The organism is Secundilactobacillus angelensis, from assembly GCF_012641075.1.
In the GTDB taxonomy this organism is placed as follows: Bacteria; Bacillota; Bacilli; order Lactobacillales; family Lactobacillaceae; genus Secundilactobacillus; species Secundilactobacillus angelensis.
The window spans coordinates 18,452-43,517 of sequence record NZ_JAAXLJ010000016.1 but is presented as its reverse complement, the minus strand read 5'-3'; the positions used below and the strand labels follow the sequence as shown (position 1 = coordinate 43,517).

Here is a 25,066-nt window from a genome sequence, read left to right as displayed (position 1 = left end):
GGATTTATGGCTTCATTTCTTGCTATTGAAAAGGTTTCGTGATAGGGTGAAGTGTTGTAAAAAAATGAAAATGAACTTAAATTTAGCCTTTAAAGGCAGTTTAAATGATGGTGTTCCGGCAAGCTGAAAGTTACAGCTAAGGGACTTTTGACAGGTTACCAGTTTGGTAGTTTGCTGAAAGCCCCTTAGATATGCTTTAAAAGCCTACCTCTGCACACAATTAAAGGAGGTAAATGATTAAATGGCTTTACTAGAAGTTGAAGACCTGAGCATGGCTTTCGCTGATAAACAACTATACGATGATGCCAGTTTTCAACTAAATAAGGGTGAACACATGGGGATCGTCGGCCAAAACGGGGTTGGTAAATCGACGCTGATCAAGGTGCTGACTGGAGACGAATTACCACTGTCCGGTTCCGTTAAGTGGCAGCGTGGTGTTCACGTGGGTTACCTGGATCAATATGCCGATATTCCAGAAGGCATGACGCTAATTGACTTTTTGCATACGGCATTCCAAGATTTATACGATAAAAATGACCGCATGGCGCAACTGTATACCGATTATGCGGAAACTACGGACGATAAGTTATTGGAACGAGCTGGCCGAATCCAAGAGGAGCTGGAAGCCAGCAATTTTTATGATATTGAAACTGAAATAGAACGGATCATTACAGGACTTGGGCTTGACGATATTGGCCGCGATCATGAAGTTGCCCAGATGTCTGGTGGTCAACGGTCTAAGATTATTTTAGCTAAGTTATTACTGCAAAATCCAGACGTTATTCTACTGGATGAACCGACTAACTACTTAGACGTGGCCCACATTGCCTGGCTGGTGGAGTATTTGAACGGTTTCGACGGTGCTGCCATGATCATTTCTCATGATTATGATTTTCTCGAACAGGTCACTAACTGTATTATTAATGTGGCTTTCGGCAAGATCACTAAGTACCGTGGTAGTTTTAAATCTGCCATGCGCCAACGGGCGGAACGAGAAGAAGCCCAGCGTAAAGAATACGAAAAGCAACAACTTAAGATTGAGAAAACCGAAAAATTCATCGCTAAATTCAAGGCAGGGACCCGCTCAAAACAGGCGAAGTCCCGGGAGAAACAGCTGTCGCATATGGACTTGGTGGATCCACCTTCGAGTAATATTCAGGCGACCTTTAACTTTCCATATGAAGACACTGGCTCGCAGAATGCACTGGTAGTTGATCACCTGTCCGTTGGCTATAACCGGCCATTGCTAAAACCAGTTACATTCTCAGTAAATACTGGTGAAAAAGTTGGTTTTGAAGGCTTCAACGGAGTGGGGAAGTCGACTCTAATTAAAACCATTTTAGGTTTAATTGATTCAAAGGGTGGTTCAGCTCAGTTTTCACCTTCCGCCAAGGTCAGCTATTTCAGCCAAGACTTGGAATGGGAAAATGACCAGGAAACGCCGCTTAAAATTATTCAAGCAAAGTATGAAAAGCTGCCTCAAAAGGCGATTCGAACTAAGCTGGCAAAGTGTGGGCTGGATGCTGCCAACGCTATGAAGCCCATCGGTCAACTCTCTGGTGGTGAACAGACAAAAGTTAAATTAGCGATGATGGAATTTGAACCAAGCAACTTCTTGATTTTAGATGAACCGACGAACCATCTGGATGAAGAAACCAAGGAAGCTTTGAAGGACGCCATCAACAAGTTCCCCGGTAACGCAATCGTTGTCAGCCATGAGGTAAGTTTCTACGAGGGATTAGCAGATAAAGTGCTGAACGTTGAAAAACTAAGTCTTAAGAATCAGTAAAAAGTTGTTAGTTTAGCTAAATGTTATCTCCTTGAAATATTTGCATGCTACAATTATAACTACTAAGACATGTTTGGAGAGAGATTATGAAGCGGGTATTGCAAATAATTGCGCTGATTGTTGCCATTGCCTTATTAGGCGTTACGGCAAACCATTTAATGACACCCAGTGAGGGTGATCAGGCAGCAACTCAAACGACCAAAAAAGCAGTCACTACTAAAAAGGTGACACCAACTCATATTAACTGGCGGAAATCTTCTGAAAACAAGCCGTATCCTAAGTGGCAGCAGTTGAAGAATCCGTGGATCCATGTTTCCGTGAAGCAGCAACGGGTGTTCATCATGGATGGTAAGCACACCGTTTACACCATGTATGCTTCAACTGGTGTGGATGATTCAACGCCAAAGGGGACTTTCCATATTCAAGCTGAACACGGTAAATTTTTCTACAATGCAGAGTCTAAAGAGGGTGCCAAGGATTGGGTATCATTCAAAGATCATGGTATTTATCTATTCCACAGTGTCCCTACCGACCAGTATGGTAAGTTTAATGTCAAGGAAGCCGATATGCTTGGGCGGACCGCGCACTCTCATGGTTGTGTGAGATTAGCAGTCCCCGATGCCAGATGGTTTTACAACAACGTCACTTATGGAACTAAAGTTGTCATTGACTAGACACTACAAAAAAGGTTTCGAGCTCAGTTGAGTTCGAAACCTTTTTGATTGGTTTAAGACGCTTATTAGTCGTTAAAATTATTATTTTCGACGTCTCGCATGAAGGTTGCAAGATGATCGTAGTAAACTGGCGCATTATCGATCATGTGATGGTGGCCACCTTCTGGCGTGGTAACCAAGCGAGCATGTGGAATTTCGGTTGCCATCCGTTTGGCTGTTGAAATTGGCATGGTCTCATGTTCACCAAAGGTCAGTAAAGTAGGAACTTGAATGTCCTTGAGGTGTGATTCAAACATCCATTCTTTTAATTTGCCGGTGATGACAAATTCGTTATCACCTTGGAATGCTCCGTAAACTGGGCGTGACATGGTTGGAATCAAGTGAGAGATAGCAGCTGGCTTCTTGCGGTCAACGTAACCATCGTTTAAGACATCCACGTACTTTTGGTATTGCGGATCGTCGTAGTTATTAGCAGCTTCCTGCTTCTTCATGTAGGCCACAGCGTCTGCTGGTAGGGCTTCTTCACGAACTTGGTTAATGTGAGTCACGTATTCATCAATGTTATCGACCATTGATGAAATGATGGCACCCTTCAAGTGCTGACCGTATTTAGCAGCGTACATTTGGACTAATGCACCACCCCATGATTGACCAATCAAGTAGAAGTTGTCTAAGCCTAGCTTCTGGCGGACTTCTTCAACTTCATTCAAGAAATAGTCATAGGTGAGATATTTTTCAGCAATCTTGGGATCACTGTAGTCGGGTTGATCAGAGTACCACGAACCTAATTGGTCGTACATGTGAACCTGCACATTCAGGCCCTGCTTTTTCAGTTGTTGTGCGGTATCTTCCCAATATTCATGGTTGCCACCAGGGCCACCGTGCAATGCTAACAGATGAATGTCGCCTTCACCCTGCGTATTGGTCCACAGATGGTAGCCGTTATCTAGAGTAATAATCGTGGTGCCTTGTTTCATGTGAATTACCTCGTTTCAAATTGAAGTTAATTACCATAATATCACAAATCTATAGGCGAGGAAGTTCTAACCAGCTATTAGCAAGCGATAATGTGTAGGTGATATTTTGATTACCACGGACAGTCATCCCAAAGTCGGTAGCGTAAACAATCAGGCCTAATTGATGCCCAGCTGTAAGCCGATAATGCGTGGGTTGCAGTTCCAGCGAAATTGGATAAACTTTGCCTGGCGTAATCGTTTCAACGTGGGTTAAAGTCTTCCGGTTTTGTAGGTTCATGTGCGCTTTTGAAATCAGCTGATAGGGGCTCTCTTTTTTGGCGAGCTCATATTCACGCAAATCCTCTTTACGGAAATGATATCCCACCGCCATGGCCTGTCTTGCCAACGTTGTCGGTAGTGGGTTTAGTCGTTTAAACTCACCCAGATCAACTAATTCCGCGCTGATCAGCCCAACCGATTGGTCAGATGAAACATTGAGGTGCAAAGTTGGACAGCCATCAATAACCAGCTCATCAGTTTGAACTGGTGCCTGAAAAATCTGTCGATGACCATCAAGTGGTGAAGATTGTTTGACCAGATCTCGTTGCCACTGTGCATTATCCTTGGCATATCGCTGGAAGAGTGATTGTTCTAAATGATCATTGAACGTGACTGATGTTTGGCTTGCCGATTCGGTGGACAGCCCACTGGGTGTTAAATGATAATGGGCAACTTGATTGTCGGGTGCACCCCAATCTGGATACGCCTGCCAGTTTTCAGCACTGACATTATCTTGAACTAAAACGTCAGGTAAAATCTTTTCAGCATAGTTATCTAAATCATAGAGTTCATGAGATAGCCAGAGGTTAACCATATCGGTATAGTCTAGTGAACGGAAATTATTGATGTAAATGTGCGGTCCTTGATGGAGGATAAGTTTACGACTGATTGGCAGTTGACTGATTGCGCGCCAGAGCTTTTCCGCATGCCGTGGTTTCACATTCCAATCATTGAGCCCGTGGACGATCATGACGTCAGCTTTAATATTGTTAGCATTTTTACGATAGTTGCGAGCGTCCCAGAAATCGTTGTAATCGCCGGTGTCACGGCCTTGCTCCTCACCAATAGTTGCAAGTTGCTGTTGCCACTTGGTTTTGATGCGAGAGTAATCACCAGCTTGTTGTTCACGGGAGAAGGTTTCTTCTGCCAGTACGTCGGCGTCTTCCCCAGGGAACCCACCGGGAGCAATCACCAGCCCATTTTCCCGATAGTAATCGTACCAGCTTGAGATCCCAGCTTCACAAATGATTGTTTTCAGGCCAGCAACGCCAGTGGTTGCCGCAGCAGTGGCAAGTGTGCCTAGGTAGGAGCGTCCGGTCATTGCAACGTGACGGTTTGACCACGATGCCTCAATCGCAATGTTAGCGGTTCGGTTGGTGAAGGCGGTTCGCTTGCCGTTCAGCCATTCAATCACAGCAATGGTCGAGGTTGTTTCTTCAGGGTCGCCAGTGGTGCGTAAACCGTCTGATTCTTTAGTACCAATGCCAGCAGCGTAGACGACAGCAAAACCGCGGGCGAGGAAGTAATCGTTCAAGCTGTAATCGAAGGTGTTTCCAAATGCTTCATCAGCTTGCGTAGTCTGAGCATTCACTACGCGTGGATCAGGCAACTTCTCTGAAGATGGTTGGTTGTCACTGTGAGTAGATGATGTCGGCTTTTTTTCAGTCAATGGAACGTTGACATCGTGTGTTAGCGCGTCACCAGCCTCGTCATTGGTACCCTGATTATAGGGTGAAGCAGTGTAAAGAACGGGAACTGGTTGCTGGTTAGATTCGACTGGACGGGTAATTTCGACTTTTAGTAGATCTCGCAGCCCATCGTGGTCGGTATCTTGGGGTGATTCGACGTACACAACTTCATGAATCAGTTGAGTGGTATCGAAAACCGGCTGAGCTTTGCCATTAAAAAATAGCGGTTTGGGTAAGCTTTTTCGTCGCTGGAAATAGCCGCGTCCGGCTAGCTGGTCTAGAAAAGTTTGACCGGTTGTTGTATGGGTAATCAGTAATTGGTACCAGGCGTGAAGTAAATCATCGTTGGTTAGAGTCTCGTGGCGAAATTTCGGTAAATTAACTTTAGACGGGATTTTTGCTGGTGCATCCAGTTCGAACTCTCGGCCTGCTTCGAAACCTAATAGTTGTAGGATCAGATTCAAAATATGTAAGGGCTTAATGTCATAGCTGGTTTGGGTGAGTGACAGCGCATCTAGCTGATCAGCTGCTAGCAGATTAGCAATTTTACTGTCAGCAGCCTCAGTGCTCATAACTTCGGGAAAACTTTGCTGAAGTAAGCGATGCAGTAACCGGTGGGGCGTCAGCTGTAAATCAGATTGGTTGATAAACTGAATGCCTAGTAATTCGGCTTTTTCATCAGCTAAAGTCGTTGGAGCGATTGCAAATTGATTAATTTTCATTGAACGAAAGCCTCCTATAGTCGAGTGATATTTTCATTATAACGCAAGCCAGGCGATAGCCAGAGAGGTTTGAGTCATGATACACTGGTAATAATTAATTTGAGGACAAGGATAGAAAGGAACGTTTATTTGAACTATATTGGCGAAATAGCGCTAATTTTATTTGCTACTACCATTGCTGGTGCACTGAGTCAGCGGATTGGTATTCCCAGTGTGATTGGCCAACTCTTGGTGGGAATTTTGCTGGGACCAGCGTTACTTAATTGGATTCGTCCCGGCGAATTATTAACGGCGGGCGCTGAAATCGGTGTGATCATTTTAATGTTCATGGCTGGCTTGGAAAGTGATTTAAAACTGCTTAAAAAGTATTTTAAACCCGCTATCAGTGTGGCAACCATGGGTGTCATTTTGCCCATGATCTGTTTTTATATTTATGGCGTAGTGATGCACCAAAATTTTGAGCGGGCAATTTTCTGGGGCGTGGTCTTTGCCGCAACCTCAGTTTCTATTTCGGTTGAAGTATTGCGGGAATTCGGAAAGTTAAACACCAAGGAAGGTGCGACCATCCTTGGTGCCGCTGTGGTTGATGATATTATGGCAGTCTTGATTCTGAGTGTCTTTGTCAGCATGTTTTCAAGCAGTAGTTCTGGAGAACCCAATCTGGCCTTAAGTATCGGCGAACAGTTGGTGTACTTTGTGATGGTTTACCTGGTTATTCGCTGGGTCGCACCGTTTTTGATTCGGTTGTTTGAACGGCTGCCAGTACCACAGTCAGTGCCGATTATGTCACTCATTATTTGTTTGGGAATGGCGTATTTAGCTGACTTGACGGGTTTAAGCGCCGTGATTGGTGCCTTCTTTGCCGGTATCGCAGTGGCACAAACCAGTGCTCAAACGGAGGTCGAAGCTAATATTAGTCCAATCGGTTACGCTTTTTTCGTACCCATCTTCTTCGTTAGCATTGGTGTCGAAATGCGGTTTGATCATTTCTGGAGCAACATTTTGTTGATTCTGGGTATGACAATTGTCGCCGTTCTCTCAAAACTGATCGGTGGCGGGCTAGGCGCTAAAATTCTTGGCTTCAGCTTTAATAGCGCCTACGTTGTGGGTGCCGGCATGGTTTCCCGTGGTGAAATGGCATTAATTATCGCTCAAATCGGGTATCAGGCTAAATTACTGGCGCCAGAGTTGTATTCGGAATTGATCGTGGTCATTATTCTGTCCACGGTGATTGCACCATTATTGCTAAAACACTCTATTGCTAGGTTGGAATAGAATGTTTAGATAAAAAAACACCGAAAATGAATTCGGTGTTTTTATTTTGACCAGTTATTCGGCGTTATCCAGGTTATTTAACCGGCTGTGACGGATGCCATAACTGAAGTATAGGATCAGCCCAAATAAGAACCAGATGCCAGAAGCAATCCAGGTTTCAGCTTGAAGCTGGGTCAGCATGAACATGCATAGTAGTCCAGAAATGACTGGTAATACAGGATACCATGGAACTTGAAATCCTTGATTATTTTCGATTTCCTTGTTATGCCGCAGTGGGATAATGCCAAAGGAAACGAACAGGAAAGCGATTAGTGTACCGATGTTAACCAAGTTGGTCAGTTGGTCTAGTGGAACGAAACCGCCCATGACCGCGATCACGACTGTAATGGTTCGCAGACTGTTGATTGGGTTGCCATGACGGTCCAATTTGCCCAGAAACTTGGGCAGTAAACCATCTCGGCCAACCGAGTAAATCAAGCGTGACGAACTGTAGATCATGGTAACCATCATGGTGAACATCCCGGCTAAGGCACCTAACGCAATAACACCAGCTGCCCAGTTTTGGTGAACAATCTGCAGCGCAAATGAAACCGGATCGGCAACGTTGAGTTTAGTATAGCTAATCATCCCGGTGAGAACGATGGCAACCATCACGTATAGCAAGGTTGCGATAATCAGGGTACCAATGATACCAACCGGCATGTTGCGCTTGGGATTCTTGACTTCAGCAGCGGAACTAGACACAGCATCGAAGCCAAGGTAAGCGAAGAAGACCGCTGATGAACCAGCTAGGACACCGTGGAAACCGAAGGGCATGAAGGGGTGCCAGTTGCCTGGTTTGACGAAAAACGCACCGACGAGGACAAACAACAAAATAATAGCAATTTTAACGAAAACAATAATGTTGTTGAGTCGAACGGAAGATTTCACCCCGTGTGCCAGCATGGAAGAAATAATGAGTACGATGATAATGGCGATCCAGTTACCGTAAGAGCCGTGGGCAATATCCAGCGGTCCAACGATGGCTGCTGGAATGTCGACGCCGAACCCACTCATGAAGGACTTAAAGTAAGCTCCCCAAGCACTGGAAACGGCAGCAACGGCGAGAACGTATTCCAAAATCAAAGCCCAGCCGAGGATCCAGCCAATAATTTCACCGTAAACCAAGTTACCGTATGAATAGGCGCTCCCAGCAACCGGTAAAGCTGAGGCAAATTCGGCGTAACACATGGCCGCAGTAGAACAAACCACGGCTGCTAGCACGAAGGAAAGAATGATCCCAGGGCCGGCCTTAGTTGCAGCCACAGTGCCTGGAAGAATGAAGATCCCAGTACCAATGACGGCACCAATTCCCAGTGAAATCAAGTCAACCGCTGACATGGTTTTGATAAATTTCTTGTCAGTTTCCAAGTAACGGTCAACTCTTTCCCGACGAAAAAGACGTGAAAAAAGTGATGACATATTGGTTCCTCCAAAATTAAAGATTGAAAAGAATTTTAAATCTATCTTAACCATGTTGTTCTTTAAAAGCAATGCAGGGCTTAACTCGAGCATTGGAAATTCAGCAATTTTGACGATTATTGACAGAAACAGAGATTTCACAGTTTGCTTGCACTGCTTATTAGGCTAAAATAGGAGTAATTAACATGTGCGGAGGATGATTTTACAATGACAACTGAAGTGGCAAGTGGTGCAGTCGTTTATCGGGTTCAGGACGGGAAGCCAGAGTATTTGTTGCTGCAAAGTGCAACCAGTGATTTTTGGGGCTTTCCCAAAGGCCACGTTGAGGGCAACGAGAAGTTGGATGAAACGGCGATCCGAGAAATACGTGAAGAGACTCAACTGCACGTTGAACTGGATACCAGCTACCACGATGAATTGAAATACGAGCTTCCAAATGGTAATCATAAGGAAGTGCATTTATTTATTAGCGAAGTCCCCGTTGACGCTCAGATCAAAAAGCAGGATGTCGAAATCAGCGACTTCGGCTGGTTTACCGAGGATGAAGCAGTTGACCGCTTGACTTACGATAATCTCAAACAGTTGATGAAGCGGGCACATCAATACATTTCCGCAAAGATTGCGGCTAAATAGTGGGGGAAATCATGAAGCACGTCATTGTTATTACGGGTGCGACGGGAACTGGTAAAACAACGGTGAGTACCTATTTAAAAACTAAATTCCAAATTCCGCGGATCATCACGCATACCACTCGGCCGATGCGCCCTGGTGAAAAGGATGGCGTGGATTACTATTTTGAAACGGATGCTAGTTTTGCTAGTAACCATTATCTGGAGTCCGTTACCTACGCCGGCTATCAGTATGGTTCATCGTATGAAGGCCTTCAACGCGCCTTTGAAAAAAACGATTTGGTGAGCATTGTCCTTGATACTAAGGGGGCAGAGACTTATGTACGTGAACTAAAAGAGCAGGCGTTCATCTTGTTTTTGACGGTTGGCCAATCTGTGATTTTACACGAGCGGCTTAGAGACCGTGGTGATCAGCTGGAGATGATCCAATCTCGGATTAAGAGCAAGGAGTACAGCCGTGATCTCACGTTGCCAGCGGATTTAAAAGGTGTTGCTACGGTTATTCAAAATGATCATTGGGGAAATACTCAAGAAAAATTGGACACGATTGTTACCCAATTACGAGCTTCTGCTTTGTAGAAGAAGGACATCTGTGTCATTGTTCATTTATTTGTGATACACTGTCTTAAGCGTAATCATTATTATTTAACCAACGGAATTTCAAAGAGGTGCCATAAATATGCCAGCAGAGCTTACACAGGCGTTAACAGAACTTAAAAAGAATCATTTGAAGGTCACTAAACAGCGCAAGGCGCTACTGAATTACTTACTCGAAAACCAGGATCATTACCATGACGTCACGCTTGTTGACGAGTATATGAGAAAACAGTTCCCAGGAATGAGTCATAATACCATTTACCGCAACATCAAAGAGTTTGAAGAAGCTGGAATGGTTGAACAGCAAGTCCAAGGTGATCAGGCACGGGTCAAATACCAGTGTGATTTTAGTCACCTTCACCACCACCATTTTATCTGTCAAAACTGTGGTAAAGTTACAGAGCTTAAGGAATGCCCGATGGATGTGTTTCAGTCGCAACTGCCAGGTTACAGCATCGTCGGTCATCGGATTGAACTCTACGGTGTCTGCCCGGATTGCCAAAAGCTATTGGCAAAATAGATTCAGGAAGCAAACCTTATTTAATATTTAAGGTTTGTTTTGTTGTTTATTAATCATAATTTGAGATACTAATGGGGAACAAAAAGTTTAAAGGAGGGAATTAGCATGGCATATCGGACACCACCATTTATCACCCCGTTTGCAATCGTTTCAATCGCATTAGCACTGGGTGCAACCAACGTGGTCGTCAACTCAGTCAGTCACTCGAATGAAGGCAGACCAGCCAGTTCACAGGTCGTCTCCAATAATTCAGTGTCGGATTCAAGTAAGCAGTCGTCTAATTCTGATAGTAAATCTTCGGATAAGAAGAAGGCTAGCAGCGATAGTTCAAAGAAAAAGGATTCCAGCTCACAAAATAATCAAAACGACACGAGCACGACGTCTTCAAACCCACAAACCGCGACGAGTAATGCCAATAAGACTTCTAGCAAGACGCGGTCTACTGGAGGAGAAACTACTAATAATGGCACGAATAATTCTAAATCGGCAACGACATCTTCACAAACTGATAATACGCAAACCAATACTGATTCCGATAGCACAGGTAATACCGGTGATAACGGTCAGACAACGGGAGAATAAGGAGGTGACACCATTTGTTTAGTTTCTTAGATATGATCAATCACTACCTGGGCTACGTAAACTTAAACGTCAAATTAAAAAACCGGATCTACACCATTCTTGGCGTTTTTGGTGTTATCTACTTACTGTACGTTTCGGTGCGCTGGATTCAAAACGGTTTTGCACTACGGGGCAGTCTCATCTTGTTAGTGGCTGTTATCTTGGCGTATTTCTCAGTCATGAACATTTTCTACTACTTTACTGAGAAGCAGGCACCGTTAGATATTTCACCGAAGATTGAAAAGGCTCTGGGTAAAACGCTGGGTGGGGCTGATCCAACCCATGAAGGAATGCAACAGACTCGTGAACAACGTGGTAACAGTCTGTTAAACGGGGCGAATATACCAGCTAATGGTTATTTTGACAGTAAAAAAATCCTGCCTGGCAAGGTCGCAGTGAGTGCTGAACAAAGCAGTAATATTGCTCAGTTAGCTAATCAGTTACAGCAAATGCAGCTAATGACACCAAATTACGGTGGACTGGGTTCTCGAGAATTAGCCCAGCAACTGGAGAAAACTAAAAAGCCGGTTTACGCAATTGGTCTAGGGGTTAACATTCCCTATTTTGAGTTGCAGCAGGACGGTCAGCAAATGATCGTCTATGCAGGGATGAATCAGGCACAAAAAGCCCCCATGGGTAAAATTACGACGGTGGGCTTGCAGCCTATCGAAGACGTTTATGATAAGGTACGACTCTACCTCGCCAACGTCATCTTGGTCGGTGGCCCGTACATGGAGATGGGACGTAATGAACCTATTGAAAAGCAGGCACCATACACGATTCGAGTTCAACTAGCTTATGAGCGAGAGCATAAATCACAACAGCGTCAAACTGACACCACACTCATGTCCCATCCTAATGTACCGAAGACTGATCCCACACACGATGCACCGACATCACGAATGAAACGCTACCATTAAAGTTACTTTTAAGACAGGCGCCCTAAACGGAGGCCTGTTTTTTTCTATTTAAGCAGGTAATTAAACCAATGGTCTGTATACATAAATAGCCAAATGAGATTTTCATGATAGGAAAATGAATATTTCTAAATAAATGAATATTCTACCGTTTGATGAAAAAAATATCGTAGGCACTCACGCTTGATTTACCGCTGTTTTTACTATAATGAGAGCCGATACAGCGGGCTTCTTGCGTTTGATTGTTTTGACCAATTGGTGAATATGGTTTAATATTTAATATGAGTCAAAATTAGAAGCGTATGAAATTAAAACACTATTTCAGGGCTTCCGGACGCGCATTTTCAATAAAGTGCAATTCACGCGAACCATATATTAAGTGATTTCAGCCGTCTAAGCGAGCGGGCTGTATGCCTCTTTCAGACCATGCAGCTTGTTCGCTTATCTTGTTGTAGACTACTTTATAGATTGGTCGCTATTTTCCAAAAGGCGGAGGGAAAAAACATGTCAATGATTGAATTTCACAATGTTCAAAAGTTCTACGGCGATTTCCATGCTTTGCATGACATCAATCTAACCATTGATGCCGGTGAAACTGTCGTACTGATTGGCCCATCTGGTTCTGGTAAATCTACCTTGATTCGGACTGTTAACGGTTTGGAGCGGATTCAAGAAGGTCAGCTAATTGTTAATGGTCAGGATTTGGCTGATAGAAAGACTGATATGAACCGGATTCGCAAGAATGTTGGGATGGTGTTCCAACACTTTAATTTGTATGCAAATAAAACGATTTTAGAGAACATCATGTTAGCGCCTCGACTGGTTTTGAAACGACCAGAAGAAGAAAATAAGAAGATTGCCATGAACATGCTTGACCGAGTGGGATTAGCTGATCAAGCACCAAAGATGCCATCGCAGCTTTCTGGTGGTCAGCAGCAACGAATTGCCATTGCCCGTTCTTTGGCAATGAAGCCCAAAGCATTGTTGTTCGATGAGCCTACTAGTGCCTTGGATCCCGAGATGATTGATGATGTGCTGAACGTTATGAAGGACATTGCTCGAGACTCTTCCATGACGATGTTAGTGGTTACCCACGAAATGGGCTTCGCTCGTGAAGTGGCTAACCGGGTTATTTTCATGGCCGATGGTCGGATTTTGGAAGACGATACTAAAGAGAAGTTCTTTGATGGGCAGCCAAGCAATGAACGTGCCCGTCAATTCTTAAGTAAGATTATTACCCATTAAAAGTCAGGAGGTGTGGGCATGAAGAAATTATTCCGATTGGTCAGCGTTATCATCTCTAGTTTGGCGCTAGTGCTTGTACTGAGTGCCTGTGGATCAAAGTCATTGGCAGATCAAAACGTAGTGACTCGTGCCAAGCAGACCAACACGATTACTTGGGGTGTTAAAGCTGATACGAAATTGTTTGGTTTAATGGACGTTAAAAATAGTCAGATCAAGGGTTTTGAAGTTGATATGGCTAAGGCGCTCACTAAACAGATTTTAGGTCCCAAAGGCAAGGCGGACTTTGTTCAAGTGACGAGTTCGACCCGGATGCCGTTATTGAAGAACGGGAACATTGACGCCATTATGGCTACCATGACCATTACGCCAGAGCGGTTGAAGCAGGTCGACTTTTCTCGGTCTTACTTTGATGCTGGGCAATCCCTGCTGGTAAAAAAGGGTAGCTCAGTTAAGAGCGTCAAGGATTTAAATCATAAAGGTGCTACTGTATTGGGCGTGGTTGGCTCTAACTCCGTTCAAAACGTTGCCAAATTTGCGCCAAAAGCAAAGGTGCTGCAATTATCTGACTATGCCCAAGCGATGACGGCATTGAAGTCGGGTCAAGGTGAAGCCTTAACCACTGATAACGGGATTTTAGCCGGTATGTCAGTTGAAAACCCTGGCTACGTTCTGACTGGTGGGGCATTTACCAAAGAACCATACGGTATTGCTATCAATAAAGGCCAACCAGAGTTCAAGCGTGACCTTAATACGGCCTTGACTAAAGTTGAACAGAGCGGTCAGTACAACCGTATTTTGAAAAAGTGGTTTGGTAACGTACCTGGCATGAATGTTAAGGAGATGGAACGATGATAGCTATTTTTCATAATTATGGCGGTCTATTGCTCCAAGGATTCGGTCAAACCTTGTTGTGTAGTGTGATTGCACTATTCTTCAGCTTGATTGTAGGATCGATGTTCGCCATTTTTGAAACCACACCAATCAAGTTTTTACGCGTGATTGCCCGAATCTACATTGAAGTTTTCCGGAACATTCCGTTACTGGTTATCACCATGTTCTTTTTCGTGGTGATTCCGATGTTTGTTGCGAAAATCAATGGTTTTACCGCTGGGACAATCGGGTTAACAATTTACACCTCAGCCTTTATCGCTGAAACGGTTCGTTCTGGGATCAATTCGGTGGATCCCGGTCAAATGGAAGGTGCCCGAGCCAACGGGTTATCTTGGTGGCAAGCAATGCGGCATATTGTTCTTCCACAAGCCTTTCGTTATGTGATTCCGCCGCTGGGCAACCAGTTTATTAACTTAGTTAAAAATTCATCAGTGCTAGCCTTCGTTGCCGGCTTTGATCTGATGTATCAAGGTAATGTAATTGCTTCAGATTCATTGAATACCATGAGTACTTACATTTGCATTGGTATTTTGTATCTGATCATCACATTACCGCTAAGTTACTGGATGCGTTATCTTGAAAAGAAATTAGCCTAGGGAGGTGCAGTCATGAAAGACTTTATCAATGCATATTCATGGATCAATATCCATTACTTGCTTCAAGGCCTTTGGATTACGGTGGCTGTATCCGTCGTTTCCATTGTTGGGAGCTACGTTTTGGGCTCAATTTTAGGTATTATCCGTTACGTGAACATTAAAGTTGTGTCACCGATTGTCGGCTTGTTCATCGACATTATTCGTAACTTACCGTTGCTGCTAATCATCTTCTTCACTTACTTTGGCCTGCCAAACTTAGGCTTCCGTCCAAGTAGTGTATGGGCAACAATATTAGCCATGACCGTTTTTGAATCAACGATGATTGCAGAAATCGTGCGGTCTGGTATTGCTGCTGTTGACCCTGGTCAAATGGAAGGTGCCAGAGCTAACGGGCTGAGTTACGGACAAGCCATGTACCACGTGGTCTTGCCCCAAGCGATGAAAAAGATGATTCCGGCGTTGGTCAGTCAGTTTATTTCCCTGATCAAGGATACATCACTAGCAACGATTATCGTTCTACCAGATTTGATGCATAACGCTCAAATCGTTTATGGTCAAAACTCAACGTACATTCTACCGATGTTCTTAATGATCGCGATTATGTACTTCATTGTATGTTACGCATTATCGCTATTGTCTCGGTCGTTGGATCGCAGGATGAGTTAATACCCAGAGTGTGAACCAAGGCGTTTAGAGACCGAAGCAGAACAGCACCCCACCATAAATCCCGAACTTGGATTTGTGGTGGGGTGCTGTTCTGTGCAGACCTCTGACTTGGTGAGCACGTTTAAGTGAGAGAGTGTGAAAACAAGCGGTTAAAGAGTGGAGTCTAAGGGCACGCAATGGAAATTCCCTGAACTTTGGGAATTTTTGTTGCGTGCCCTTAGATGCAACTCTTTGCTTGTTTGAGCACGTTTAGAGCAGTGATAACAAAGAACCGTCACCCCAATGTTTCATCAGGGTGGCGGTTCTTGACGTTAAAAGATTATTTTTCTAATACGAATCGTTCAAATCGCTGATAGTCAACGTTAGTGACTTCAGCTTCAATCTTCGTCCCATTCTCAAGATAGTCGGTTGATTTAACGCTGGCGTGTTCGTTCAAATAGGAAACAACATCGCCCTTTTCGAACGGAATCAAGAAGGTAGCGGTGACGTAGTTCTTAAAGACTTTTTCGCGGATGACCTGAACAAGCAGATCGATAGAGGCAGGATCCTTAGCTGAGACCACAATCTCGTCACCAGCACGTGATGGGTAGTTGTTGTCAGTGAGATCAGCTTTATTGTAGACGGTGATCATTGGCAGATTGGGAACGCCAATTTCGGTCAGTGTTTTCTTGGTAGTGGACATCATATCGATTCGGTTAGGACTGGAATAGTCCACAACTTGAATCAATAAATCAGCGTTAGCAGCCTCATATAGAGTTGATTTAAATGCTTCCACCAAAGTGGTTGGCAGTTGAGAAACAAAACCAACCGTATCACTTAAAAGCATTTTTTTAGAATCGTCGAACTGAAGTTGACGAACACTCGTATCGAGAGTAGCAAAGAGCATGTTCTTTACCATGACTTGCTTATCATCGTTCATCCCGTAGCGTTTAATCAGTTCGTTCATAATTGTTGACTTACCGGCGTTGGTATAACCAATTAGCGCAACGTTAGGCAGTTGAACCTTTTCGCGTTGCTGACGCTTAATCTCGGCTGATTTATCGACGTCCTTTAGTTCATGACGCACATGGTTAATCTGTCGTTGCACGGTCCGACGACTTAATTCAATCTGTGCTTCACCTGCACCACGGTTGGTGAAACCACCACCCGAACTAGTCCCGGTTTGTTGGTCCAGTCGCTGGTTCATGGCCGTGTGGAGCCGGGGCATCTGATACTGCAATTTAGCCAGTTGCACTTGTAACTTAGCTTCACGGCTTTGTGCTCGGTTGGCAAAGATTGCGAGAATTAAACCGGTTCGATCCATCACGGGGACTTTCACGATTTTTTCCAGGTTTCTAATCTGGCTTGGAGTTAATTCGTCATTGGCAACGACGATTTCCGCTCCTGTATCCACAACGATGTCCCGTAATTCTTCCACTTTACCGGTTCCAAAGTAGGTACCGGCAACGGGTTGACTAAGATTTTGTACCGTGGTTTCCACCACGTTCATGTTATTAGCTTCTGACAAGGCCTTTAACTCTTCCATGGCATAATCAAAGTTATAGCGTCCTGTATTAAGGCCAATGTTAATGACCGGCACAAGTTCGCTGTTATCCATGTTGTCACCATCCTTAACTGTTTAGACTCAGTATAACATAGGGCACACTGGTATTTAGTTTCTGGAGCCAAGAGTTTACGAGTGCCAGCAAACTTATAATTCTTTAATAATTCGATTGTTAGTCTGAACGAATAAAGATTGACCAATTTTCGTCTAAGGAGGGTGAAACAGAGGGTATTTATTCGATACCGTAAAAATTATTCAAAAAAAGATGCCTATTATTTCGCTAAAGTAAACGCTTTATGCTTTAAAAATGATAAAACACAGTTGAATTTAATGATTTCCTAATATACAATAAAAACAGTTTATTGTTACATATATTAGTATTTTTATCCGATTCACATAAGGGGAGTGTGTTGCATATGAAGTTCAACAAGGCTTTAGCTTTAGGGGCAGTTTCAGGGGTTTCAGTATTACTGTTAGCTGCCTGTGGTTCTAAGAGTAGCAACAAGAGTTTGGCGACCGATCAGACACTTAATTGGGTGGAGACGTCCAACTTACCGACCATGGATCCATCTAAGTCCACTGATATTGTCAGTGCGACTGCGTTAAACAACGTGGATGAAGGGTTACTTCGAATTGGACAGGGATCAAAGCTTCGTCCTGGGGTTGCCAAGAACTATAAGGTTTCAAAGGATGGCAAGACCTGGACCTTTAATCTGCGTCATTCGAAGTGGAGTAACGGTGACCCCGTGACTGCCAAAGATTTCGTTTATGGCTGGCAACGGACCGTTAAGCCAAAGACGGCTTCGCAGTATGCTTACTTGTACGACCACGTGAAGAACTTTAGCGCGGTCAACAAGGGTAAGATGGCGCCTTCCAAGCTAGGTATCAAAGCGGATGGCGACTATAAAGTGGTTGTCACGTTGTCACGGCCACAAAGTTACTTCAAGTATATTGTGGGCGCACCCGCATTTTTCCCACAAAATCAAAAAGTGGTTGAAAAGTACGGCTCTAAGTTTGCAGCTAACTCTAAGCAGGCCGTTTATAACGGGCCATTTACGATGACCGGCTGGAACGGAACCAATAATACTTGGACGTTAGCCAAGAATAAGAACTACTGGGACGCTAAAGCGACTAAGCTAAAGGCGGTTAAGTTCCAAGTCATCAAGGATCAAGGCACTTGGCTCAGCCAGTATCAAAGTGGCAAGGTTGATGAATTGATTACTGATGGTACCCAGTACAAGCAGTTTAAGAATTCTAAGCAGATGCACGTTCGGAACTCCGCCTCAACTTTCTATCTCGAAATGAACCAACGCAAAGGATTCTTCAAGAATAATCTCAATGCGCGCAAAGCCGTTAACATGGCTATCAATAATGGTCAGTTAACAAAAGATATCTTAGCGGATGGGTCTCAAACGCCCAAGGGATTAGTACCAACGAATCTTGCTAAAAAGGGTAACAAGGACTTTGCGGATGCTGCTTACGTTAAGTCAGGAACTGAGTATAACTTGGCTCAGGCTAAAACCTACTGGAAGAAAGCCCTTAAGCAGTCTGGTAAATCAAGCATGACGCTTAACTTGCTTTCAGATGATACACCAGCTGGTAAGAAGACCGCTGAGTTCCTTCAAAGTCAATTAAACAAGCTGCCAGGGCTTAAAGTGACAACCAGCAACGTACCATTTAACGTTCGTTTGAGCCGTTCAACAAAGGGCCAATTCGACATGGTTGTTAGTGGCTGGATTGCTGACTTCCCAGACGCAATTTCGTTTAGTTCACTGTTTACTTCGAATAACGCCTACAACCGTGGTCAATGGAAGAACAGTTCTTATGATACGGACGTTAAAAACGCTGAAGGTAAAGATGCTAACAATACCAATGCTCGTTGGAATGATCTGGTTAACGCTGAAAAGACCATCATGCAACAACAAGGCGTTGTACCACTCTATCAACAAACTCAAAGTCAAATGTTGAAGTCTAAGGTTCATGGTGTGCAATACTTCCCAACCGGTGCACAATGGGACTTTAGCCACGCATATTTGTCGAAGTAATCGCTTAGGTTATGATTGGTAAATAAATGGGAATGAGTAACATTAGTGTTTTGAGAAAGTAAGAGATGGGAACGGGGATTGTTCCTCTCTCTTACTTTTACATATTAGGTCAAAAGTGTAATGATATAATCTAAGTAACTAGAATGTGAGGTATATTCATGGCGAAATATTTATTGAAGCGGATCTTTTATCTGCTGTTAACGTTATTCATCGTCATTACCGTGACGTTTTTCCTAATGAAATTACTGCCAGGAACACCGCTGCAAAACCAGCAAAAGCTGTCACCGGCACAGCAACACTTAATTTTGAAGCAGTATGGGTTAACTAAACCGGTTTGGCAACAGTATTTGATTTACGTTGGCGGTGTGTTCCAGGGTAATTTTGGAACTTCCTTCCAATTTAGTGATCAACCGGTTTCCTACTTGATTTCAAGCCGGATTGGGCCTTCCCTTTTGCTAGGGATTCAAGCCATGATCCTTGGTGTGATTCCTGGGATCTTAGTTGGTGCTTTAGGTGCCATCAAGAAGAACACCTGGGTTGATACAACCACTACGATTGTTTCAATCTTGGGTATCTCCATCCCAAGTTTCGTGCTGGCGGTTTTGCTGCAGTACTTTGTTGGACTGAAATTACATCTACTGCCAATTGCCGACTGGGGCGGATTCGCCTACACCGTTTTGCCAACGATTGCGCTGGCCGCGTCGCCGTTCGCGGATACGGCGCGGTTCACACGAACGGAAATGGTGGACGTGTTAAATTCCGACTACATTGAGTTAGCCACAGCCAAAGGACTCAGTAAATGGGGTGTGATCTATCACCATGCTTTGCGGAACAGTTTGATTCCAGTGGTCACGATTATTGGACCGTTAGCGGTTAATATCATGACTGGGTCGATGGTTATTGAAAACATCTTCTCTATTCCAGGTATTGGAGAGCAATTCGTTAAGTCAATTTTGACTAATGATTACCCAACAATCATGGCGGTTACCATCGTGTATAGTGTCATGCTGATGGTGGTGCTGTTGATCACCGATATCGTCTATGGAATTATCGATCCACGAATCCGAATTTCTGGCAAGAGCAATTAAGTAGGAGGTAACTAAATGGCTGACGAAGTAAAACTTCCTGCAGATAGTTTTGAACCTCTTGATAAGTCAAAACATCTCGACAGTGAAAAAATTGCAGCACCAAACCTGACTTTTATGCAGGATGCTTGGCGCCGCTTAAAAAAGAATAAAAGTGCGATTGTGGCGATGATTATTCTCATCATCTTCTTCGTATTAGCGTTTGGATCAGCGTTCTTTTCACCACATAATCCTAATGCAGTTAATCCGCAATTTGCTAACCTACCACCGAAGTGGCCTGGAATTAACATTAACGGTATTAACGGGACACTGGTTCAGGCTGGTAGTCGAGTTAATGCTTACCAGGCAGCTGGTGCCGGTGCGGGTGTGCACTACTGGCTAGGAACCGATTATCTGGGTCGTGATATGTTATCTCGAATTCTCTTTGGTACCCGAATTTCCTTAACGGTTGCGATCGTGGCAACGGCGGTGGATCTATTGATCGGTGTCACCTTTGGCCTCTTCTCCGGCTGGAAGGGCGGCTGGGTCGATAACTTCATGCAACGGGTCATCGAAATCATCATGTCAATTCCAACACTCGTTGTCGTTGTGTTGCTGATTTTGATTCTCAAGCCCGGTATGATGTCCATTACCTTGGCAATCGCGTTTTCAAGCTGGACCACAATGGCCCGGCTAATCCGAGCGCAAACCCTGGAGTTAAAGGAACAGGAGTATGTGTTAGCGGCTAAAACCTTGGGTGAAAGTTCAATCAAGGTTGCCTTTAAGCATCTACTGCCTAATCTGTCCAGTATTATTATCATTCAAACCATGTTCACCATTCCCAGTGCAATCTTCTTCGAGGCCTTCCTTTCCTTCGTTGGTATCGGAATTAGTGCCCCTCAAGCATCACTTGGGACGTTGTTGAACGATGGTCAAAAGAACTTCCAATTTTTGCCATATCAAATGTGGTATCCAGCCATTGTCTTATCATTAATCATGATTGCCTTTAACATCTTTGCCGATGGCCTGCGGGATGCCTTTGATCCGCAAACGAAAGAGTAGGTGAATTGAAACCATGCAAAGTAATGAAACTATTTTGGCCGTCAATCACCTAAAAATCAATTTCAACACCTATGCTGGCAAAGTCAAAGCCATTCGCGACGTCAGCTTTGATTTAAAGAAGGGTGAAACCTTAGCCATTGTTGGTGAATCAGGGTCCGGTAAAACGGTGACGACACGCTCAATTATGGGTATGCTAGCGAATAACGCGGTGGTTGATGGTGGTAACATTCAGTTCCACGACAAAGACGTTTTGAAGATGTCTGAACGGGAACTGGAGAATTTACGCGGCGCTCAAATCGCCCAGATTTTCCAAGACCCAATGACCTCGCTGGATCCTACTATGCGAATCGGCAGACAAATTGCCGAACCGCTGATGATTCACAAGGGTGTTAAAAAAGAAAAAGCCATGGCACAAGCCTTGGAAATGATGAAGTTGGTCGGCATTACGGATGCTGAGAATCGGATCAACGATTATCCGCACCAATTTTCAGGTGGGATGCGGCAACGGATCGTGATTGCGATTGCGTTGATTAACTATCCTGAAATCTTGATTGCTGATGAACCAACAACTGCCTTGGATGTGACCATTCAAGCTCAAATTTTGAATTTAATGCGTGAATTACAGGATAAAATTTCAACGTCAATCATCTTTATCACGCATGATTTAGGCGTGGTTGCTGGGATGGCTGATCGGGTAGCGGTCATGTACGCCGGTAAAATCGTGGAGTACGGAACCGTTGACGAGATTTTCTACAACCCAAAGCACCCCTACACATGGGGCCTGTTGAGTTCGATGCCAACCTTGGATACAAACAGTGCAGAACTTGCTTCTATCCCAGGGACACCGCCAGACTTACTGGATCCGCCAAAGGGTGATGCCTTTGCCCCACGGAACCCGTATGCCTTAAAGATTGATACGGAACAGGAACCCCCATTTTTCAAGGTTTCTGATACGCATTACGCGGCTACTTGGCTATTGCATCCAGATGCACCCAAGGTAACGCCGCCAGACCAGATCATTAAGCGCCAAGAAAAGTTTGCTGAAATGCAAAAAGCTGCATTGGCTAAGGCACAGCATCATCAAATCGAAGAAGAGGAGGAACAGCAATAATGGAGCTTGATAACGCTAAAAAAGTGCTTGAAGTTAAGCATTTGAAACAGTATTTCAACGTTGGTAAACGCGACGAAGTTAAAGCTGTTGATGATATTTCCTTCGATATTTATGAGGGTGAAACCTTTGGCTTAGTTGGTGAATCTGGTTCAGGTAAAACGACGACTGGCCGGGCGATTATCCATTTGTATACGCCAACCAGCGGCTCAATCAAGTTTAATAATCAAGAAATTATTGGCCTGAAAGATCACCAAAAAATGCAGCAGTTTCGCCGTGATATGCAAATGATTTTTCAAGATCCATATGCTTCCCTAAATCCTCGGATGAAAGTCAAGGATATCGTGGCTGAAGGTATCGACATTAATCATTTGGCTAAGGATGATGCAGATCGCAGTAAACAAGTCGCTGATTTACTGGCAACTGTTGGTTTAAACCGTGACCATGCCAGCCGTTATCCCCACGAATTTTCCGGTGGGCAACGGCAACGGATCGGGATTGCGCGAGCGCTGGCTGTGCAACCCAAGTTCATCATCGCTGACGAACCGATTTCGGCCTTGGATGTTTCCATTCAAGCCCAGGTGGTCAACTTGCTTAAGCAATTGCAGCGGGAACGGAAATTAACCTTCTTGTTCATCGCCCATGATCTGTCAATGGTCAAGTACATCTCAGACCGGATTGGCGTGCTGCATTATGGCCGGATGCTGGAAGTTGGCACCTCGGATGAAGTCTACAACCACCCGTTGCATGACTACACCAGAAGCTTGCTGTCAGCTGTACCCGTGCCGGATCCAGAGTATGAGCGCACGCGGACGCAGATTAAGTACGATCCAAAGTACGAAGATGGCTCAAAGAAACGTGAATTAGTGGAAATTGTCCCACATCACTTTGTCCAATGCAGTCAGGACGAGATCCCGATGTATCAGGAGAGGGCTAAGGAAATGGGTTTGAGCGTGAAATAGAATTGAGCGTGAAAGAGCCCGGTTAGAGTCCAGAGTGTAAGACAAATAAAGCAGGTTCCCGTGAACTTTGGGAACCTGCTTTATTTGTCTTACATGGCCGGACTCTGGGCTCTTGAACGCGTTACGGCTACATAAAAGTGAACATCTCATTCAAACTGCGCATCATACAACTTCTTATAAGCACCACCAGCCTTCAACAAACTTTCATGCGTGCCAGTTTCTACCACCCGGCCATTTTCCAGTACAATAATCTGGTCGGCATCGTGAATGGTCGACAACCGGTGAGCGATTACCAGTGAAGTTCGAGATTCCAGTAAATTATTCAAAGCGTGTTGAATGGCTTTTTCGGATTGATTATCCAAACTAGCGGTCGCTTCATCCAAAATGATGATTGGTGCGTTTTTTAATAATGCCCTGGCAATGGAAACTCGCTGCTTCTGACCACCAGAGAGCTTGACGCCGCGTTCACCCACTTGAGTGTCCAGTTGATCGGGCAATTCTTGAATAAAGGTTTCCAAATCTGCTAATCTAGCGACTTCCCAAACTTCAGCGTCAGTAGCGTCCGGTCGACCATACAAAATATTGTTGCGGATGCTGCCATCAATGATGAAGATGTCTTGTGACACAATAGCGATATTTCGTCGTAGTGAGGCAATATCAATTGACTGGATTGGCACGCCATCAAACGTAATCCTGCCACTTTCTAAGTCATAGAAGCGGTCAATCAGCCGAGTGATCGTGGTTTTACCTGAGCCGGAGCGACCCACGAGCGCCGTAGTTTTACCGTATGGGATGGTAAAAGAAATATCTTTCAAGGTAGCATCGTGAGTTTCTGGCTGTTTTGCGGCATCGTAAGTAAAGTTTACGTGGTCAAGGACAATTCCCTTAGAAAACTGTGGGAATGGCTTAGGATCAGCAGCATTTAGCACCTGTGGCCGTTCTTGTAAGATTGACTGGATCCGACCGTATGAAACCAAGGATTGCTGCAGTTGATTCAGCAGTCGAGTAAAGGCTTGAATTGGCGACTGAACCATGGCCACATAACTCAGGTAGGCAACCAACGCACCAACTGTGAGTTGCCCCTTAATGATAAAGTAGGCGCCTAGAGCGAGTACAATGGCGATTCCAAGCGTGTTGATGCCATCAATTAGTGGTGAGAATATGGCCTGATTCCGGCCGGCGGTGATCATGTCTTTCCGGTTGGTATCAGCAAAATGATCAAACCGCTGAGCTTCAGTGTCTTCACTGTTGAAGCTCTTGATCAGATCAATCTGGGTTAGGGTTTGCTGCATCTGATTCGACATCCTGGATTGCGAGCGACGAGCGTTCATGAAGGCGGTGCGAATCCGTACTCGAAAGACCCGGTAAACAATGAACATCAGCGGAAAGGTGAGGCTGACTGCTAATGCCATTTGCCAGTTAATGTAGAAAATGAGCGCCAGCACACCTACAAAAGTGAACAAGTTACCAATCATGTTGAGCATATTGGCAGAAATGAGGCTCTGCAGGTTGTTGATGTCGCTGGTCAAACGAGTCATTAAATCGCCCGTTTTACTTGATTCGAAGAAACTAGTATCCAATTTTAACAAATATTCATACAGCTGGTTACGCAAATCAGTGATGGCGTTTTGACTCATCACGGTCATGTAGTAGGTGGAAATGTACGTGAAAATGCCCAACACTATCGCCGCCAGCAAAAGAATGCTGATTGCCCCGAACAGCCACTGGAAGTTGCGCTGCGGGATAACCTTATCGATGATGAACTGTTCGATCTGTGGCATCACAAACTGTAATAGCGTAATGACAGTTAGAGCCAAGATGTTTAATACCAGTAACCAGCGCTTTTTAAGCACTTTGCTGAAGACAAAACGAAACATTTCCATCAATGAACCGTTAGCTTTTGACTCTGCTTGTTTGTCAGCCATGAAATCCGCCCCCTTTTTACAACTCAGTTAATACGACCGCTAATGTAGCA

The 25,066-nt window shown here is 44.4% G+C and carries 22 protein-coding genes; 17 read left to right on the top strand and 5 right to left on the bottom strand.

Features of this window, described 5'->3' with window-relative positions; translation table 11 throughout:
• The first annotated feature begins 241 nt into the window (after nt 1-241).
• A complete protein-coding gene (locus HC026_RS09010; RefSeq protein WP_168925639.1) occupies nt 242-1,789 on the top strand; it encodes an ABC-F family ATP-binding cassette domain-containing protein in 1,548 nt (515 codons plus the stop codon).
• Between the two features lie 86 nt (nt 1,790-1,875).
• Complete coding sequence (locus HC026_RS09005; RefSeq protein ID WP_168925638.1) at nt 1,876-2,463, top strand: L,D-transpeptidase; 588 nt, start codon at nt 1,876-1,878, stop codon at nt 2,461-2,463.
• 65 nt (nt 2,464-2,528) lie between these two features.
• Here the strand turns inward: HC026_RS09005 and HC026_RS09000 are convergent, their stop codons facing one another.
• Both HC026_RS09000 and HC026_RS08995 read right to left on the bottom strand, forming a co-directional pair.
• Complete coding sequence (locus HC026_RS09000; RefSeq protein ID WP_168925637.1) at nt 2,529-3,440, bottom strand: proline-specific peptidase family protein; 912 nt, start codon at nt 3,438-3,440, stop codon at nt 2,529-2,531.
• Between the two features lie 49 nt (nt 3,441-3,489).
• Complete coding sequence (locus HC026_RS08995) at nt 3,490-5,889, bottom strand: Xaa-Pro dipeptidyl-peptidase (protein WP_168925636.1); 2,400 nt, start codon at nt 5,887-5,889, stop codon at nt 3,490-3,492.
• 129 nt (nt 5,890-6,018) lie between these two features.
• Here HC026_RS08995 and HC026_RS08990 point away from each other — a divergent pair, with 129 nt between their 5' ends.
• Nucleotides 6,019-7,164: a cation:proton antiporter gene (locus tag HC026_RS08990; protein ID WP_168925635.1), complete on the top strand. Its 1,146-nt coding sequence runs from the start codon at nt 6,019-6,021 to the stop codon at nt 7,162-7,164.
• Between the two features lie 54 nt (nt 7,165-7,218).
• Here the strand turns inward: HC026_RS08990 and HC026_RS08985 are convergent, their stop codons facing one another.
• Nucleotides 7,219-8,625 (bottom strand): amino acid permease, encoded by a 1,407-nt coding sequence (locus HC026_RS08985; protein ID WP_168925634.1) that lies wholly within the window; start codon nt 8,623-8,625, stop codon nt 7,219-7,221.
• A 207-nt stretch (nt 8,626-8,832) separates the two neighbouring features.
• On the opposite strand from HC026_RS08985, the gene HC026_RS08980 reads away from it, so the two are divergent.
• From HC026_RS08980 to HC026_RS08940, 9 genes are all read left to right on the top strand, one after another.
• Nucleotides 8,833-9,258, top strand: a complete 426-nt coding sequence (locus HC026_RS08980; protein ID WP_168925633.1) for a bis(5'-nucleosyl)-tetraphosphatase — start codon at nt 8,833-8,835, stop codon at nt 9,256-9,258.
• An 11-nt stretch (nt 9,259-9,269) separates the two neighbouring features.
• Nucleotides 9,270-9,833 carry a nucleoside/nucleotide kinase family protein gene (locus HC026_RS08975; protein WP_168925632.1) on the top strand — a complete coding sequence of 188 codons (564 nt, stop codon included), beginning with the start codon at nt 9,270-9,272 and terminating at the stop codon, nt 9,831-9,833.
• A 100-nt stretch (nt 9,834-9,933) separates the two neighbouring features.
• Nucleotides 9,934-10,371, top strand: a complete 438-nt coding sequence (locus tag HC026_RS08970) for a Fur family transcriptional regulator (RefSeq protein ID WP_168925631.1) — start codon at nt 9,934-9,936, stop codon at nt 10,369-10,371.
• A 105-nt stretch (nt 10,372-10,476) separates the two neighbouring features.
• Nucleotides 10,477-10,953, top strand: coding sequence for a hypothetical protein (locus HC026_RS08965; RefSeq protein WP_168925630.1), 477 nt, complete (start codon nt 10,477-10,479; stop codon nt 10,951-10,953).
• A gap of 14 nt (nt 10,954-10,967) precedes the next feature.
• Nucleotides 10,968-11,912, top strand: a complete 945-nt coding sequence (locus HC026_RS08960) for a DUF6681 family protein (RefSeq protein ID WP_168925629.1) — start codon at nt 10,968-10,970, stop codon at nt 11,910-11,912.
• Nucleotides 11,913-12,413: 501 nt separating this feature from the next.
• The gene (locus HC026_RS08955; protein ID WP_168925628.1) at nt 12,414-13,154 is read left to right on the top strand and encodes an amino acid ABC transporter ATP-binding protein; all 741 of its coding nucleotides are present in this window, start codon (nt 12,414-12,416) and stop codon (nt 13,152-13,154) included.
• 18 nt (nt 13,155-13,172) lie between these two features.
• Nucleotides 13,173-14,006 (top strand): transporter substrate-binding domain-containing protein, encoded by an 834-nt coding sequence (locus HC026_RS08950; protein ID WP_168925627.1) that lies wholly within the window; start codon nt 13,173-13,175, stop codon nt 14,004-14,006.
• Nucleotides 14,003-14,641 (top strand): amino acid ABC transporter permease, encoded by a 639-nt coding sequence (locus HC026_RS08945; protein WP_168925626.1) that lies wholly within the window; start codon nt 14,003-14,005, stop codon nt 14,639-14,641. The genes HC026_RS08950 and HC026_RS08945 overlap by 4 nt, the downstream gene beginning before the upstream one ends.
• Nucleotides 14,642-14,653: 12 nt before the next feature.
• Entirely contained in the window at nt 14,654-15,307 is a 654-nt protein-coding gene (locus HC026_RS08940) for an amino acid ABC transporter permease (RefSeq protein ID WP_168925625.1), read from the top strand.
• Nucleotides 15,308-15,626: 319 nt separating this feature from the next.
• Here the strand turns inward: HC026_RS08940 and hflX are convergent, their stop codons facing one another.
• A complete protein-coding gene (hflX, locus tag HC026_RS08935; protein ID WP_168925624.1) occupies nt 15,627-16,904 on the bottom strand; it encodes a GTPase HflX in 1,278 nt (425 codons plus the stop codon).
• 362 nt (nt 16,905-17,266) lie between these two features.
• Here hflX and HC026_RS08930 point away from each other — a divergent pair, with 362 nt between their 5' ends.
• The 5 genes from HC026_RS08930 (at nt 17,267) to HC026_RS08910 (ending at nt 23,091) form a co-directional block, all read left to right on the top strand.
• Nucleotides 17,267-18,895 carry a peptide ABC transporter substrate-binding protein gene (locus HC026_RS08930; protein WP_168925623.1) on the top strand — a complete coding sequence of 543 codons (1,629 nt, stop codon included), beginning with the start codon at nt 17,267-17,269 and terminating at the stop codon, nt 18,893-18,895.
• Nucleotides 18,896-19,053: 158 nt separating this feature from the next.
• A complete protein-coding gene (opp3b, locus tag HC026_RS08925; RefSeq protein ID WP_168925622.1) occupies nt 19,054-19,983 on the top strand; it encodes an oligopeptide ABC transporter permease in 930 nt (309 codons plus the stop codon).
• A 15-nt stretch (nt 19,984-19,998) separates the two neighbouring features.
• Nucleotides 19,999-21,021: an ABC transporter permease gene (locus HC026_RS08920; RefSeq protein ID WP_168925621.1), complete on the top strand. Its 1,023-nt coding sequence runs from the start codon at nt 19,999-20,001 to the stop codon at nt 21,019-21,021.
• A 13-nt stretch (nt 21,022-21,034) separates the two neighbouring features.
• Entirely contained in the window at nt 21,035-22,132 is a 1,098-nt protein-coding gene (locus HC026_RS08915) for an ABC transporter ATP-binding protein (RefSeq protein ID WP_168925620.1), read from the top strand.
• Nucleotides 22,132-23,091, top strand: coding sequence for an ABC transporter ATP-binding protein (locus tag HC026_RS08910; protein WP_168925619.1), 960 nt, complete (start codon nt 22,132-22,134; stop codon nt 23,089-23,091). Before HC026_RS08915 ends, HC026_RS08910 begins: the two co-directional genes overlap by 1 nt.
• Nucleotides 23,092-23,237: 146 nt before the next feature.
• On the opposite strand, the gene HC026_RS08905 is transcribed toward HC026_RS08910, so the two are convergent.
• Nucleotides 23,238-25,016, bottom strand: a complete 1,779-nt coding sequence (locus tag HC026_RS08905) for an ABC transporter ATP-binding protein (protein ID WP_168925618.1) — start codon at nt 25,014-25,016, stop codon at nt 23,238-23,240.
• Nucleotides 25,017-25,066 lie beyond the last annotated feature (50 nt).